11 protein-coding genes are annotated in these 16,545 nt (G+C 35.2%); 2 read left to right on the top strand and 9 right to left on the bottom strand.

Features of this window, described 5'->3' with window-relative positions; translation table 11 throughout:
• Positions 1–14 precede the first annotated feature (14 nt).
• The 3 genes from addA to MHH69_RS04435 all read right to left on the bottom strand — a co-directional run bounded on the left by addA (position 15) and on the right by MHH69_RS04435 (position 8,060).
• Entirely contained in the window at positions 15–3,737 is a 3,723-nt protein-coding gene (gene addA / locus MHH69_RS04445) for a helicase-exonuclease AddAB subunit AddA (protein WP_341361821.1), read from the bottom strand.
• Positions 3,718–7,239, bottom strand: coding sequence for a helicase-exonuclease AddAB subunit AddB (gene addB, locus MHH69_RS04440; protein ID WP_122971030.1), 3,522 nt, complete (start codon positions 7,237–7,239; stop codon positions 3,718–3,720). The genes addA and addB overlap by 20 nt, the downstream gene beginning before the upstream one ends.
• Before the next feature lie 167 nt (positions 7,240–7,406).
• A complete protein-coding gene (locus MHH69_RS04435) occupies positions 7,407–8,060 on the bottom strand; it encodes a TVP38/TMEM64 family protein (protein WP_122971073.1) in 654 nt (217 codons plus the stop codon).
• Positions 8,061–8,556: 496 nt separating this feature from the next.
• Here MHH69_RS04435 and MHH69_RS04430 point away from each other — a divergent pair, with 496 nt between their 5' ends.
• Both MHH69_RS04430 and MHH69_RS04425 read left to right on the top strand, forming a co-directional pair.
• Positions 8,557–9,267 (top strand): AzlC family ABC transporter permease, encoded by a 711-nt coding sequence (locus tag MHH69_RS04430; protein WP_122971074.1) that lies wholly within the window; start codon positions 8,557–8,559, stop codon positions 9,265–9,267.
• Positions 9,264–9,587 (top strand): AzlD domain-containing protein, encoded by a 324-nt coding sequence (locus MHH69_RS04425; protein WP_341361820.1) that lies wholly within the window; start codon positions 9,264–9,266, stop codon positions 9,585–9,587. Before MHH69_RS04430 ends, MHH69_RS04425 begins: the two co-directional genes overlap by 4 nt.
• An 85-nt stretch (positions 9,588–9,672) precedes the next feature.
• Here MHH69_RS04425 and MHH69_RS04420 read toward each other — a convergent pair whose 3' ends face one another.
• From MHH69_RS04420 to ftsE, 6 genes are all read right to left on the bottom strand, one after another.
• The gene (locus tag MHH69_RS04420) at positions 9,673–10,842 is read right to left on the bottom strand and encodes a PDZ domain-containing protein (protein WP_341361819.1); all 1,170 of its coding nucleotides are present in this window, start codon (positions 10,840–10,842) and stop codon (positions 9,673–9,675) included.
• Positions 10,843–10,977: 135 nt separating this feature from the next.
• Positions 10,978–12,417, bottom strand: coding sequence for a S41 family peptidase (locus tag MHH69_RS04415; RefSeq protein ID WP_341361818.1), 1,440 nt, complete (start codon positions 12,415–12,417; stop codon positions 10,978–10,980).
• Positions 12,418–12,521: 104 nt separating this feature from the next.
• Positions 12,522–13,091: a peroxiredoxin family protein gene (locus MHH69_RS04410; RefSeq protein WP_341361817.1), complete on the bottom strand. Its 570-nt coding sequence runs from the start codon at positions 13,089–13,091 to the stop codon at positions 12,522–12,524.
• Between the two features lie 183 nt (positions 13,092–13,274).
• Positions 13,275–14,606, bottom strand: a complete 1,332-nt coding sequence (locus MHH69_RS04405; RefSeq protein WP_341362950.1) for a murein hydrolase activator EnvC family protein — start codon at positions 14,604–14,606, stop codon at positions 13,275–13,277.
• 70 nt (positions 14,607–14,676) lie between these two features.
• Entirely contained in the window at positions 14,677–15,573 is an 897-nt protein-coding gene (ftsX, locus tag MHH69_RS04400) for a permease-like cell division protein FtsX (RefSeq protein ID WP_122971035.1), read from the bottom strand.
• Positions 15,563–16,249, bottom strand: coding sequence for a cell division ATP-binding protein FtsE (ftsE, locus tag MHH69_RS04395; RefSeq protein ID WP_122971036.1), 687 nt, complete (start codon positions 16,247–16,249; stop codon positions 15,563–15,565). Before ftsE ends, ftsX begins: the two co-directional genes overlap by 11 nt.
• Between the last annotated feature and the right edge of the window lie 296 nt (positions 16,250–16,545).

The raw sequence follows: 16,545 nt of genomic DNA, 5'->3' as shown, positions 1-16,545 counted from the left end.
TGTTATCTTTAAAGCTAATTGAAATGAATCTCCTTTTGAGCATTATATAAATATAAGACTTTTTCATCCACTTTTACTTGTAAAATCGATTCAATCGCTTCACTATAAATTCGAAGCTGTACTTCATATCGTTTTTTCATTTCATTTGTTAAAAAAGGTTCCTCTTTAAAAGACGGCAATATTTTATCAGTTTTATAATCAAGGAGCACCCAACGGCCTTGTTCATCTTGAAATAAACAGTCTAAAATCCCTTGTACAATTTGTGAATCCCCTTCCTCGTCTTCAATGCTTAAAGTAAAAGGAATTTCTCTATACAATTGTACTGCTCGACTAAAACGTTGGCCGATATCGGAAGCAAAAAACTGTAAAACCTTTTCAAGTTCAACTACTGCCAATTCTTCCGAAGTTAAGAGCTTACGATCTACTAATGATTGTAGGTAAGCTTGCACTTCTTCCACACGGTCGAAACCTCTTTGTGGAATATGTTGCATAACCGTATGAATAACGGTACCTATCTCTGTCGCAGATAATCCTTTTTCTTGTAAAAACATCGGTCTTTTCATAGCAGAAGAGGATGTCGATTGAATAGGGTATGTCTCCTCTTCTTCTTCCCGTTGTAAATTTTCAATCCTTTTAATCTCTGAAACACTCGTCTTTGATTTTTTCAAAATGGCATTTTTAAACGAATAACCTGTTGTAAAACGGTTTCTTAACTCGTTATAAACCTTCTCATCTAGATGGGTATCTGCCTGTTCTCCTGCTTCTTCTTGCTGTTCTGAAGTAATGCTATTCATAAAGAAGGTGTTGGAAATTGGTGTAATTCTCCACTTTGATGGGTGATCAATTGGACGATACTCTTCATCGCTAAAAGGCTCAAAGGAAGCATGTCTAGCAACAACTGGTCCAATCCAATCTAAATAGCTTTTTGCTCTAGCACGTAAATATTCAGGTAACATCACATCGGTAGGTAGTTGTTGTACTTCACACCATTTTGAACGAACCTTTTCCCAATCCTTTACTGAACCAACTAAAATCAATCTTTCCTTTGCGCGGGTCATAGCTACATATAAAATTCGCATCTCTTCCGCTTTCATTTCGAGAATTTTTTTCTCTTTCATGGCTAAAAACGGCAGTGACGTATACATAATGCGGTCATCTGGATCAATAGCTTTCACCGCTAGTCCAAACTGTTGGTCAAATAAATAAGCATTACTAAAATCCATTTGGTTAAAACTCCGACCTAATCCTGCAACAAATACGACTGGGTATTCTAATCCCTTTGAAGAGTGAATCGTTACAAGTCTAACAACGTCGTCCTTTTCTCCGATTGATTTGGCGACACCTAAATCATCGCCCCTTGAACGCATTCGATCAATAAATCGTAAAAATCGGAACAGTCCTCTAAAGGATGTCTTTTCATACATCAATGCCCGATCATGGAGAGTTCTTAAATTCGCTTGACGTTGTTTGCCATTCGCCATAGCACCGACCATTTCATAATAATTTGTATCTAAATAAATGCGCCAAATTAAATCGGATAGGGAACCACGGCGAGCTAAATTTCTCCATGTGTCAAGCTGTTGTAAAAACCTTTGAAGCTTTTCGCTAGTCTCAGAATGAATACCAGATTGTTCTTCTTCTACAAATTGTTTTACTGCTTCATAGAAAGGTGCTTTTCGATTAGCAAGACGAATTTTAGCTAATTCATTTTCTGTACAGCCAATAAATGGAGCTCTTAGGACGGAAGCTAACGGGATATCTTGATATGGATTATCAACGACTTTCAATACGTTCAACATCACCATCACTTCCAGTGCTTCAAAATACCCTTTTGAAGATTCCGCAAATAACGGAATACCAGCTGCTTTAAATTCTTCAACTAAATCATTCGACCAAGTCATGGAACGCATTAAAATCACGATATCGCTATATTTCATTGGTCGAATACGTTTAGCAGGATCTTTCTGCTTCGTATCATAGACCGTTGTCCCACCGTCCATTAATTCACGAATTCGTTTAATAATAAAACGGGCCTCTTGTTGAGATTTTTTTATCTCTTCTTCGATGATGAAATCCATTTCAGCGTCTTCATCGATTTCTTCTCCATCATCTTCCTGCTCTTCATATATGATGGCAAGTTCAATTGGCATTTCAACAGAATCATAAGGGGCTCCAGGCTTTAGGCCAGCCTTTTCATCATATATGATTTCACCGACCGTCTCTCCCATAATTTGTTCAAAGACAAAATTCGTTCCATGTAATACTTCTTGCCTGCTTCGGAAGTTCGCATTTAAGTCGATTTTTAATCCATTGGAAACAGGTTCTTCTTCAAAGTGTAAATATTTATTTAAAAAGAGCATTGGTTCTGCTAAACGGAAACGGTAAATGGATTGTTTAACGTCTCCTACCATAAATAAATTCCCGTCCATTTCACTACCACTTTTAACGAGCTGCAAAATCGTTTCCTGTAACATATTCGTATCTTGATATTCATCTACTAATACTTCTTTAAATTTTTGTTTAAAATCTAATGCAACAGGTGATGGTTGCAGTTTACCATCTTCCTTTACCGTTAAAATATCTAGAGCGTAATGCTCTAAATCGGAAAAATCGACTAATCCTCGTTGTAGTTTAGCTTCTTTGAACTTATAACTATAAGCTTCTGTTAATTCCACCAATGTTTTAATGATTGGTGCCATTAAACGAATTTCTTGTAAAAGGCGTTCCGGCTTTCGTAGAAAGAAAGATTCCTTTATTTGAGATAGGATTTTTTTTGCTTGATCCCGCTTTTTCTTTGCCCTTTCCTGAAGAACTGGATCACAACTATCCTTTTTCATTCTTGCTAATGTCGACCATTTTAAACGATTGAAAAATTCATAGGCTACTTGCCAAGTACTGTGTTCCATAATACGAATAGCTTCTTCTATTAAAGCAAAATCTAGTTCTGCCGTTTCTCCATAGGCATAAGGTCCATCTGGCTTTAAGGCAAGTTGTCGAACTTCTTCAATATGCTCCCGCGCTTCTTCTAAACTAAATTTAATCGATTTTTTTAATGGCTCTATAAAATCAAGTTCATCGATTGTTACATGCTCAGGTAAATCATATTGTTTCGGTAAAGAGCGTAACCATTTTGTCGGTTCAGGATGTACACGGGATGTTTCATATAATTTATCGATTAACGTTTCGATTGCTTGATCATCACGGTCCGATGTAAAACTATCAACTAATCGATAGACTGCATTTACTTTTTCTTCGTCTTCACTATCGTAAGCCTCTTCCAACACTTCCGCTAAAACATCATCACGAAGTAAGGCTGACTCCCCTTCATTTGCTATACGAAAACCAGGGTCAATGTCTATTAAGTACGCATATTGGCGTACAATCGCTAAACAAAAGGAGTGAAGCGTAGAAATTTGTGCTTTATTCACTAAGCTTAATTGACGTCGTAAATGCTGATTACGAGGATCTTTCGCAATTTCCTTTTCAAGGGCTTCTGCCATTCGGTGGCGCATTTCAGCAGCGGAGGCATTAGTAAAAGTAACGACTAATAGTTCATCCACATCAATTGGATTTTCTTTCGAAATTACTTTTTCTATCATTCGATTAATTAGTACAGCTGTTTTACCTGAACCGGCAGCTGCTGAAACTAATGTATCTTGACCTGTGGCCCAAATTGCCTTCCATTGTTCATCTGTCCAAGTTACATCTGGTTGTTTTTCAGGAATCGATAGACCCATTATTGTTCAACTCCTCCCGTATTTTATTGACAACATTGTTCGGTTTATCTGCTTGAAGGGAATGATATAATTGCTCATGATCAGTTGGATCAAATTGACAGACCGATTTAAAACTACAAAAATCACAGGCTGTTTTTCCCTTTAATCGGTATGGATAAATGCCTGTTTCACCGCTCAATATTCCATCACCAGCAGCTTTATGTTTTTTTCTAACATATTGTTTAATTTGATTCATATCAGCAGGATGTACGACCCGTGATAATGATGGGGACGCTGTTCCATCCTTCTTTAAATAAACTGGTACAATTTTCGAACTACCACCAAGTTCCAAATCTTCATCCATCGCAATTAATGATTCCGCATTTTCAGTAAGAAGGCCTTTCATTTTGTATTTCTTCATTCTTTCCATTTCTAATGTAGAGTCATCTAGCTCTTCTTCTACTTTTAAAATTGGATTATGAACGTGAACATATAAAACTCCAGCTGCCTCTACATCATCATCTAACCAAATATTCGCATTTTCAACTGCAACGTCTAAATACGTTAATAACTGTAAAGAAATTCCATGATACACTTCATTCAAATCTAAGTCGCGACTTGAAGATTTATAGTCGATTACTCGTAAATAAGATTTGCCTCCAACTTTAGCACTGTCAATACGATCGATTCGACCGCGAATATGCATTTTGCGTCCACCCTTTAAATCAATTTCTAAAGGTGGAAGTTGTTCATTTGGTCCAAAGGCTGCTTCTATCGCAACGGGTTTAAAGAAAGATACCTTCGCATGTTGGGAAAGGGCCATCATCGTTCTTTCTACAATTCGTATTAATTTACGTTGTATATATCGATATCGGGCACTACTCAATAATATTTGATGAGAAAACACAGGAACGATTTGCTCCACAGCTTGTCGCGCTAATTGACTACATTGAGCCCGTGTTAATCGATTCCACTGCAGGTTTTGACGCTCTGTTTCTAATGTAATCCATTTTAATGCTTCATGGAACAGGTCACCCATTGCAAAATTTTCCAATCGATAAACGGCTCGCTCTTCTAAACGCAATCCATAAGTTGTAAAGTGGGAAAATGGACAGCGGTAATATTTTTCAATACGGGAAACACTTGATGTTAATTCTGTTCCGTATAGAGCTTCCGTTATTTCAGGTGTTAATCTTTCCGCTACATTTTTCTTTTCAATAGGACGCATTACTCCATGTAATACACCTTTCCAATATGGGTCTTGTTCATAAAACGTTTTTAATGCTTGCCATTCAGTTGCAAGTTGTGCAGTATGTTCTACTTGGCGTAATTGCATCATTAAAAAGGCAAGAGACGTTCTAGGATGACGTAAATATCGAAGAACATTACTGTTTTCCAATTCTTCGCTTGGATCAATGAATACGCGATGATGGGGTAAAGTTTTTACACCATTTACTTCAAACAATTTATGTAAACGATTCACATAAAGGGATGGGAGTAATGCTTTGCTTTCTTCATCGCTACTTGCGAACGTTACATAAAGTCGATCAGTAGGTGAAGAAAAAGCACGATATATTAAAAACGCTTCTTGTAGTAATCTGTGTTTTGATGTAGGTGAAAGTTCCGTATCTATTTCAGCAAACCATCCACGTTCCACATCCGTTATTAGTCCTTCGTAATCCATCCGCATCGGATATACACCATCATTAACCCCAATAACAAATACAACTTTTTTATTGTCAAAACGGGAGAATTCAACGGTCGCAACCGTTACCTCATCAACGGAAGGAGGAATTTTAGAAAATTGGAGAGTATCGTACCCTTCATCCAAAATTTGTGCTGCTTCTTCAATAGATAGTGGTTGATCGCCGAACATATTCACAAATTGGTCTAATACATTAATCCATCTATTCCATGCTTGGTCATGTTCACTTGCTCCATCAAGTTGATGTTCCTCTAATTCAGCATCTTTTAACGCTTGAAGTTTATCGTATATTTGCAGTTCATCAATGCAACGATAAAGGGCCATTGCAATTTCTCGCCCCGTCCTTGCCGTTTTCAAGTCATCTTGTAATTTTTTTAGGGGCGTCCGAATGATTTCCTTCATTTCATCAATCAAGGATTGCATTTCCAACTCTTCATCCGTTTGTCTTTTCGAGTAAAATTCTAGTCCACGGTACTTTTTATAAAACCAGCGGGAATCTTCAAACCAACGGTGACCGTAAATCCCTTGTGCAATAATAAAGTTTTCAAATAGATCTCCTTTTTCCCTCATTTCTTTTAAATTGCTTTTCAACGGGAAAAACAAATCCGTTTTCACACTTCTAAATATCGGTTCATATTGCCAGTTGGATACGATGACTTCAAGAATAGAACGACTAAATTCAATTAAAGGATGGTGAAGCATTGATTTCTTTTCATTTGTAAAAACAGGTATATCATATTGGGCAAATATCGTTTCAATTAATGGATCATATATATCTGCTTGCCGATACATAATCCCAATATCTTTATAACGCATGCCTTCTTCTTGGACAATTCGACATATTTCCCGGGCAATTCCGTGAACTTCCGCTCTGCGATTTGCCCCTTCTAAAATTTGAACATAACCGTCGGATTGGATTGGTTCCACTACTGGTTCGTGAAATTGTTCTTCTACGTGTTGTAAATCATGATTATGGAAACGATAGCAATTATCCAAATGAATTCTTGGTTCAATTTCCAATTGAATTTTATAAGCTTCTTGAAGTAATTTATCGTACATCACTGCTGGTCGATAAAAAACAGCTTGGTCATTATATTTATCCTTTTCATCTTCAAAAGGTAATACGATCGTGACTCTTTTAGCTAATGTGAGCAATTGTTTTACAATTTCAAACTCACGAACAGTAAAGGCTGTAAAACCATCAATGTATATATGGGCGTCTTTTATTTTTTCAGAGTTTTGCAGTTGTTCTAATAAAACGGGATAATAACTGTCACCGTCTACATAACTATCCCCTAATACTTCTTCCAATTTCGTTAAAATTAACTGTAAATCCTTTGATTTTGCTATTAATGTATTAGGAGCACCTGTATCCTCTAATTTTTCAATGACCCCTTTTAAAGCCAAACTGTCGATATTATATTGGTTAAACTCCTTAATTAACATTTCTACTTCCTGGGTAAAACCACGTTTATCTGCAGCTTGGCGGAATAATGAAAATTGATCTTTGTTTTCTGTAAGCAATCGACGGATTAACATTCGATAACCAATTTTATCGATTTGTTCTTTTGCAATCCCACCGGTTTCTTGTAAGATATACCATGCTAAACGTTTAAACGTTACAACTTGAGCTCGTATAATTCCTTTAATATCATATAAATTGGTAAGCATATGCTCCGCTTGATAGGACATTTGGTCTGGTACAATTAAATAAATAGGTGAACCGAGTGGTTTTTCTTTCAATTCTTGTACGATTTCTTCATGAATGAAAGTAGTCTTCCCTGTACCGGCTCGTCCACTAATAACTCTTAACGACATAATGCTCCCCCTCTTTGATTACTAACTTCTATTATATAAGAATATATGTTCGATTCTTTAAATTTTTTATATTTTAATACATATTAACTAGATAACTTTCATTGATATTTCTCTATTATAATATTTTTTTATCATGATAGAAAAAATATCGAATTAAAAAGAGCAGTTTATAACAACCGCTCTTTTTTTACAGACATTTTCACTTTTTTTTTCTTATCGGATTGTTCACTTAAATCTCGATCAACTTTTTTATTCAAATGTTTTTCTATTGCTTTCCCAATGAACCAAAGCAAGAAAATCGCAACCCCTGCGATAATTAATTTTATCGGATCTGTTAATAGTGCTTTTAAGTCATAGCCGAGAACACTCATACTTGCAATCATAATAAATTTCCCCGCCATAATGACAAATAAATAATATTTTTTCTTTATGTTTGAAAGCCCGGCAACAATATTAACTAATACAGATGGGGTAAACGGAAAACAAAGTAAAATTAAAAGTGGACTTATTCCCCTCATATCCACCCATCTTATAAGTTTTTGCACCTTTTCTTTCCCTATAAAAACTTGTAATCGAGGATGTTTTCCAAACTTTCGAACGATTAGAAATACAACATACGATCCAAGTACCGTTCCAACCCAAGATAATAAGAAGCCAATCCATAAGCCATAAGAACTTGCATTTGCAACTACGATTACAACTAGTGGGAGGAAAGGTAAAAAGGCTTCAATAAACGGAAGTAAAATTCCGATTAGCGGTCCAAGTGTCCGATAATGTCCTGCTAAATTTTCAATATTTTCTACTGTAAACCAATCGTTCACATGTTCCACCCCAATATAAATCAAATATAAAATAGAGATAAGATCTCCTTCTAATAACCTTAATAAATTTAACCTTTGTCTAAATTAGAAACTAAGCTGTCTATGTAGATGTAATTGTTACTGCCACCTAATTGTATGCATTTTTCATAATGATAGCATTTGCAACATCGACAATATTTAACCACTTATAAAAATAATTTTTTAAGGAATTTTCTAATTTTTTCTTGATATCATTATAGTAGAAATTATTATTCATTAGACATCTTTTGTATGACAAATCTATGAAATACTATTGCCCGATATCCATACTTTTTATAACCTTATACATAATTTCCTTTTAGTAATTAACGAAAAATAAGGTTATTTTGTTTCATATTATTTTTATAATTGAACATTGCTTTACTAGAATCTATCCATTAAAGTTATATATTACTAGAATTATAGCAATCAATACTTTTTGATGAAACGAAAGGATTGTAAAAAATTGAATACACAAATGAATGTAAATGAAGCACTTCCCCTTGATACATTTTCACAAGGTGTTAAAGACTGTATCCCGACTCTACTCGGGTATATTAGTATTGGAATAGCATTTGGTGTTATTGGGATTACATCCAATTTATCAGTTCTAGAAATATTTCTATTATCGGTGCTTGTATACGCCGGGTCTGCCCAGTTTATTTTCTGTGGATTGTATTTAGCTGGTGCTCCCTTTTCAGTCATAATTATTACTACATTTATTGTAAACCTCCGACATTTTTTAATGTCTTTAACCGTTGCCCCCCATCTAACCCAATACTCTGCATTGCGAAATATAGGGTTTGGGACATTATTAACAGATGAAACCTTTGGAGTAGCTGTTACAAAACTTGCGAAGGAGAAAACCATTGGTGGTAATTGGATGGACGGGCTAAATCTAACTGCTTATTTCACATGGATTGCCTCCTGTACCCTTGGTGGTGTAGTAGGCAAATGGCTTCCTAATGCTGAAAGTTGGGGATTAGATTTTGCCTTAGTAGCAATGTTTGCTGCTTTGCTTATTATCAACTTAGTCGATGTAGGAAAAACGAAGTTAATGCATTACTTAAAATTAATTGCCCTAATGGCCCTTATTATGTATGTTCTTTTATATTTTCTTCCTGGACATATTGCGGTGCTGATTACGACAATTATCGTTGCTACAATTGGGGTGGTGACGGAAAAATGACGACTTCCTTATCCATGATATTATTAATGATTGGTTGTGCCATTGTCACTTGGCTCCCAAGGGTAATCCCCTTTATGTTAGTACGTAATGTAAAATTACCAGATATTATTCTTAGATGGTTATCCTATATCCCTATCTGCATTTTAAGTGCCCTAGTGTTAGAGTCATTATTTAACTCCGAAGGAACTATTGTTACTTTAAATTGGTTAAATGTTATAGCATTTATACCTACATTAATTGTTGCTATTTTTACAAAAAGTCTATTTAAAACGGTAATTGTAGGAGTTTTAACGATGGCTATTTTAAAATTTTTCCTATAAAAAAGTGCGAAAGTCTTTTTGAGACTCTCGCACTTTTTTCAATTCATACTTTATAAAATATTATTTTACCGAATCGTTATATTGATTATTCGGCAATTAAAAGTCCAATACGATGGTGATCATCACTATATACAACGTGTTGCGTTAAGCGCACTTCCTTTTGATGATTCAACACTTCTAAGCGGCAATGGGCAGCATTAATTTGTAACGCTTCATATAATTGACGCTCTGTATGAACTTCAACCCCATTTACCTTTCGAATCACTTCACCTACATCTAACCCCATTTTGTCGGCCGGTGAATTGGGTAATACTCCCGCAATCATTACACCCGTTGATTGTGGAGATACCGCGTAAATATCCCTTTTTTCGCTGATTGTGTGAATAATTGAGAGGACGATTCGAGCGACTGTACCTGCTATTAAACAAATGATTCCAACGATTGGCTCAAAGTAAGCAACAAGCCCTCCCATTACAACTAGCACTCCTAGTAAAACAATTTTACGTCCCATTTTAGGATACAACTGTACCGGTAAGGAACGGCGGGCCATTTGCTGAAATCCTAAAACAATTGGAAATAAGACTAATGAAAATTGGGTCGCACCTAACGAGAATTGTGGCCACCAAGGCATATAGGCATCAATTGCATTGCCAGGAATAACAAAAAATATTGGTAGTATCCAAATTTTTTTACTTAAAAAGGCTACTGATTTCAATCCCCGTTTTGTATTTTCAACAATGGGCGATGCATAAGATGCACCATTTTTTCGTATTAACAGCCCTTCTGCAACAAGTAACAATCCGACAAGTAATGTTGTCGTAACGGCTGTACCTTCTGTTAAGTTCACACTATTAAACTTAAATCCTAATAATGAGAAGGTCCAGTCGAAATAATCCATGACCATTAATGCTACTAAACTTAAAGTAAAGATTAAGATAGGAGAAAGGAAATGGAAAACATAAAGGATAAGTGCTATCATACTAGCAATTGTCACAAAATATAAAAGCTCAGCTGATACAGTTAACCCAAAAGCGATTGAAAGTATGGAGATGCATAATGAAACTAGTAGACCTTCACTTAACAAGCCTTTTGTTTCAGACCATCCCCATAAAATACGGGTATGGAAAAACTTCCTTTCCCTTTTTACACGACGATAGCCTAAATAAACTGCCATTAAAATTGCTAAATAAAATAGTGGGTTGATAAACATACGTCCAATTGCTATAGCAATTTCTAATAATATTTCTGTAACCATTTTTCCACCGCCTAATTACTAACTATTGTCATTGTATCAAAGGAATTACCAAATGCGTAGATATAAACTAACTATTTCGCGGTGAAAAAATCGTGTATGAAGTCTATTATATAAGATTTAACTTCTTTTTTTTGATTAAATATCTCCTTTTAATCGATTCATCATAACACTAATCCCCATATTTAACTGTACATCATTTTCCATATTTTGTTTATATGATGTAACTTGCTCTCTAATACTAGCAAAAAATTCATCATCCATTTGACGACCGTTTTTTAATTTATTTTTCTTTCGATATTGTACGACTGACTCTGCTGTATCTTCATCGAAGAAACCATCCGTCCTAGTAATACTATAACCAAGACCACTTAATACTTTTTGAGTGTAGGCAATTTCTTCACTAAAGTCACCTTCACCAAACTCTCCACTTAAAGGAATTAGTTCTAATAAAAATAGTGGATGCTGCTCTACTTCTACATCGGCCTGAATACCTTTCCCATGAATCCACTCTCTTTCTGGTGTTAGCCATTTATTCGTGGAAAGTTTCAATTCGCCACCATTTTCGAGTCCCCAAGTTTCTTGCACGGTTCCTTTACCGAAACTTTTTGATCCTACAATAATTGCCCGTTCCCAACTTTGAACGGCTCCTGCCATTACTTCACTTGCAGAAGCACTTCCTTCATTTTGAAGAACGACAATTGGGAGTTTTTTCATTGTATTCAAATAAAATTCTTCCGCTTCAATGTTTGATGTTTTTAATGGTTCCATCTCACCGGCACCGTTTTGCATGTAGGCAAATGTTGTATTTGCCTTTTCAATACTACTTACGACAGCAGCTACGCTATGTAAATATCCACCTGGATTATCACGTAAATCAACTATCAATCCTTCCACATCTTCACTCACTAGTTTTTGAGTCGCATTCACCCACTCTTCGGCTGTTCGTTCACCAAACATTGAAATCGAGATGTATCCAATATTCGCTTCATCTAATTCTAGTACTTTTGATGTGACGGTTTCATTATTCATCTCTGCCCTTTCGACGCTCACTTTAATATGACGTTCCGTACTAGGACGATATAAAACGAGAGTAACTTTTTCCCCAGCTTTTCCTTGTATCATTTGCATTAGTTCGCCAATTGTTTTCCCTTCCAAACGTTGATCATCCACTTGGACGATTTCATCGAATGGTCGGATACCGGCTTTTTCAGCAGGAGAAGATTTTACAGGTGCTACAACAATAAATTTCCCATTTTTTTCTGTTATTTCAATTCCAATTCCTACCCTTTGTCCAGCCAATGATTGTTTGTGTAAAGCAGCCTCCTTTTCTGTATAGTACGTACTATAAGGGTCTTGTATGGCATTTGCCATCCCCCTTATTGCTCCTTCTATCAGCTCTTCTTCCTTTGTACCGTATACAGATTTTTGAGTAATAAGGGAGTAGGCTTGGTCAATAACAGATACATCGCTGACCTTCGATTTATCATTCCCACTATTTAAATTGTTCCAAGTTACACCCCCAGTGACAATGATACAAAGTAAAGCAAGTATTAAAAAAATTCGACTTTTCCGCATTATTTACCTCCTCTCGTTCAATCTATGAAAAAACAAAAGGAGATAACACATCGGAAAAGCCGAATTTTCTATTTTAATATTTATATCGTTGTTCCAACATCGTTTTAATTTAAATTTGTGACATATTCCTCTAATTTTTTTTGATCAAGGGGACCAACAATATGGTGCTGAATTCGCCCTTCTGTATCAATCATAAAGGTGGAAGGGATTGTTAAAATTTGATATAGGTCATCTACCCCCTTCTCTTCCATTAATAGAATGGGAAATGTTAGTTCATAACTGTTAACGAATTGTTGGACTCTTTTTACAGAATCCTTATTATACGTTATATTGATGCCGACGATTTCAACGTTTTCTTGTTTTGCATATTGGTCATAATACTCTTGTAAATGGGGCATTTCAATTTTACAAGGTGGACACCATGTCGCCCAAAAATTTAAGACAACCTTTTTCCCTTTTAAATCAGACAATTTAAACGTATCACCAGATAAAGTCTTTAATGTGAAATCAGGTGCCAATTGTCCCTTTTCTAACCCTTCTTCTTCTAAGTCTATTTCATAACCGATGGCATTTTCATCAATTGCTTTACTTTTATCAACTTGATTTTTTATATACGTACTAAGCATGATAACAACGAGTGCCATAATGATGATTAGACCAATTATTTTCTTCATAATCTACTCTCCAAAATATTATTAACGATATGTTTGTAAATGATGTAGAAGTTTACGATTCATTCTTCATTTATCCTTCATTAGAATAACACAGAACTGAAAAAGACCAAAAATTTGAAGTATCGACCGAAAAGAAAAGCAGACTTGTTGTGAACACACAACATCGTCTGCTTGTTTAACTTTTTATAAAGGAATGTAGTTTAATGGGTTTACACTGCCAACACTTTGTCTTACCCAAGTTCCAATATGAATTTCAAAGTGTAAGTGTGGACCTGTTGATGCCCCAGTACTACCCATGGCAGCGATATGTTGACCTTTTGATACTTGAGTACCAACACTTACATGAATTGAACTTAAATGTGCATAAAGAGAAGTGAAAATTTGTCCATCAATGGAATGCGTAATCATAACAACATTACCATAAGTGGATAAAGGTGCTGCATAACTTACAACACCATCTGCTGCTGCTACGATTGGAGTCCCTGTACTATTGGATAAATCGATTCCGTAATGCATTTTACGTTCCCCTGTAATTGGGTGAATTCGAACTCCATATGGGCTACTGTATCGACCATTTGCAGGTTTTGTCCAATTTCCGGATGATACAGCTGGTGCTGAACCACTGTTACTACTTCCACTGTTGCTACTTCCGCTATTACTGCTTCCGCTGTTGCTACTATTATTCTTTTTAGCATTTTCAGCTTCTTTTTTCTTTTGTAGCTCTTGTTGACGAGCAATCTCTAGTAGTCTTTTTTGTTCAGCAGCGATTTGAGCATTGATCTCATCACTAATTTCAACCGCTTCTTCATAATGCTCTTCTAATTGTTGCTTCTCACTGGAAATTTGCGTTTGTTCTTGCTCAAGTTCTTTTACTAGTCTATCTTTCTCAGCTTTTTGAGAATCAAGGGAAGACTTTAAACTTTCTAGCCTTGATTTATTTGATTCTAATTCATCTTTCGTTTTTTCAACGGTTACCTTTTGTTGATCTAGCTTTTCCTGATCTTCTTTTTGCTCTTTAATAATTTGACGGTCTGCATCCATTAACGTATTAACTGCTGAGAAACGGTCAATGAAATCTACGAAACTATTAGCACCTAATAAAACATCGATGTAACTAACAGAACCATTTGCTTGAAGTGCGCGTGCACGTTCTTCAAGTAGCTTGTCCCGTTGTTCGATTTTTTCTTCAAGGGCTTTTATTTCCTTTTTTAACGTTTCAATTTTCTCTGTTGCTTCTGTAATTTCAGTTTCAACAGCAGCAATTTCATTATCCGTTTTTGAGATTTCATTGTTTAAATTGGAAATTTGGGCAATCAATTGATTTTGCTTGTCCTCTAAAACATTAATTTCAGAAGATTTTTCATTAATTTGGCTTTTTAACTCATTTTTTTGGCTTTCAATTTCTGATTTTTCATTTTTTAACTCTGATAAACTTTCAGCATATGTAGCTGGCATTTGAATAGCAAATACTAATGCCACTGCTGAAGCAAATACTGGAAAAGTCTTTTTTCTCATTTTCACAAAAGATGACTCCTTTCAACTTAAATGCACATTATTCAACTTTTTTCGCCTATGTAATTGACCGTTAGATCTTTAAGAACTTTCTAACGGACATGAAACTTCCCCAAATTCCTATGAAAATACCAAGCACTAAAATTAATGCATTTACTTGATATAGTAACGGTGTTACATCTAACAGTTGTACTAACTCACCGTGCAATCTAGGTTGTAATACGTTAAATACGTTATAATAAACAATTGATACAACAGCGATTGGAAGTATTGAACCTAATACTCCAAGCCACATTCCTTCTAAAACAAATGGAATTCTTACAAATGAATTTGTCGCACCTACTAGTTTCATAATTTCAATTTCGTCCTTGCGGGCAATAATCGTAATACGAATTGTATTTGAAATTAAGAAAATAGCTGTAAATAGTAAGCCTACAATTAATACTAGGCCAACATTTCTACTTGTATTTAAGAAGCTAAATAGTTTCTCTACTTTGCCCTCACCATACACAACTTCATATGTATTTTCCAAATCATCAATTTTCTTTGCAACTTTGGCAGTTTGTTGTGGATCTGTAGCTTTTACATATAGAACGTTTCGTAATGGATTACTTTGTTCGAATAAGCTTAAATCATCACCGAAGTCCTCTATTAATAGATTCAATTCATTTTCTTTTGAGGAATACTGCACTTCTTTCACATCTGGTAAATTTTTTATTTCACTAATTAATTTATCTTCAGCTTGTTTTGCTTGATTTGGATCATCAATTATGTCAATTAATACTTTTATTTCTACATCGTTTTCAATATCATCCGCCACTTTGTTTAAGTTCATCATGATGATTGTAAAAACACCAACTAAAAGTAATGTTACGGTTACAGCACTAATGGAAGCAAATGTCATCCAACCATTACGACTAAGTGTTTTAAAACTTTCTCGGAAGTGCCGTTTAATCGTTCTACCCTTCATAACCGTAATCACCTCCGTCTACGTCACGGACGATTAAGCCGCCTTCTATTGCAATTACTCGTTTACGAATTGCATTTACAATTTCTCTGTTGTGAGTAGCCATCACAACTGTTGTTCCACGGGCATTAATTTCTTCAAAAATGTTCATAATTTCCCATGAAGTTTCAGGGTCTAAGTTTCCTGTAGGCTCGTCCGCAATAACAACTTTCGGCATGTTTACAATAGATCGTGCAATTGAGACACGTTGTTGTTCACCGCCGGAAAGTTCGTTTGGGAACATGCGAACTTTATGTTTTAGACCAACTAAATCTAATACATCCATTACTTGTTTACGAATGGTCTTTGGATGTTCTTCGATTACTTCAAGGGCAAACGCCACATTCTCATAAACATTTAATCTTGGTAACAATTTAAAGTCTTGGAATACAACACCAAGCTGCCGTCTTAAATATGGTACTTGTCGATTTTTTAAAGTTGTTAAATTTGTACCAGCGATAATTACTTCACCGGATGTTGGTTTTTCTTCACGATACATCAATTTAATGAAAGTAGATTTTCCCGCACCGCTTGGTCCAACCACATAGACAAATTCACCTTGTTTTATATCAACTGAAATTCCGTTAGCTGCGACAACACCATTCGGATATTTCTTCACGACGTTATTCATCTGTATCATTAATTAAACCACCTATATTCATATTAAATTCATTATCTATTCATTCACACATTATCTATTATAGCATTCCTTTTCTTTATTTTTATTACATTTTCGTTTCATATTTAGAGTCCATCTACCTATTTTAGTCAATATATTACATTTTTTTAGTATTTCCGAATTACTTTTTTCTATCTTTTACAATTTCTTCATATTATTTTCTAACCTATCATCTTAAAAATTGACAAAATTTTTATAGTTCTTTAGTAGAGTAAAAAAACCTAAAAATGTTAGATTATTGTCTAACACTTTTAGGT

It is taken from the genome of Ureibacillus sp. FSL E2-3493, from assembly GCF_038077515.1.
In the GTDB taxonomy this organism is placed as follows: domain Bacteria; phylum Bacillota; class Bacilli; order Bacillales_A; family Planococcaceae; genus Ureibacillus; species Ureibacillus halotolerans.
This window is presented reverse-complemented; position numbering and strand designations above follow the sequence as displayed.

What these genes read in the sequence shown, in the direction of transcription:
- MHH69_RS04405 (WP_341362950.1), bottom strand. Translation starts at nt 14,606, where the DNA reads ATGAGAAAAAAGACTTTTCCAGTATTTGCTTCAGCAGTGGCATTAGTA.
- MHH69_RS04430 (WP_122971074.1), top strand. Translation starts at nt 8,557, where the DNA reads ATGAATGTAAATGAAGCACTTCCCCTTGATACATTTTCACAAGGTGTT.
- MHH69_RS04410 (WP_341361817.1), bottom strand. Translation starts at nt 13,091, where the DNA reads ATGAAGAAAATAATTGGTCTAATCATCATTATGGCACTCGTTGTTATC.
- MHH69_RS04425 (WP_341361820.1), top strand. Translation starts at nt 9,264, where the DNA reads ATGACGACTTCCTTATCCATGATATTATTAATGATTGGTTGTGCCATT.
- addA (WP_341361821.1), bottom strand. Translation starts at nt 3,737, where the DNA reads ATGGGTCTATCGATTCCTGAAAAACAACCAGATGTAACTTGGACAGAT.
- addB (WP_122971030.1), bottom strand. Translation starts at nt 7,239, where the DNA reads ATGTCGTTAAGAGTTATTAGTGGACGAGCCGGTACAGGGAAGACTACT.
- ftsE (WP_122971036.1), bottom strand. Translation starts at nt 16,249, where the DNA reads ATGATACAGATGAATAACGTCGTGAAGAAATATCCGAATGGTGTTGTC.
- ftsX (WP_122971035.1), bottom strand. Translation starts at nt 15,573, where the DNA reads ATGAAGGGTAGAACGATTAAACGGCACTTCCGAGAAAGTTTTAAAACA.
- MHH69_RS04420 (WP_341361819.1), bottom strand. Translation starts at nt 10,842, where the DNA reads ATGGTTACAGAAATATTATTAGAAATTGCTATAGCAATTGGACGTATG.
- MHH69_RS04415 (WP_341361818.1), bottom strand. Translation starts at nt 12,417, where the DNA reads ATGCGGAAAAGTCGAATTTTTTTAATACTTGCTTTACTTTGTATCATT.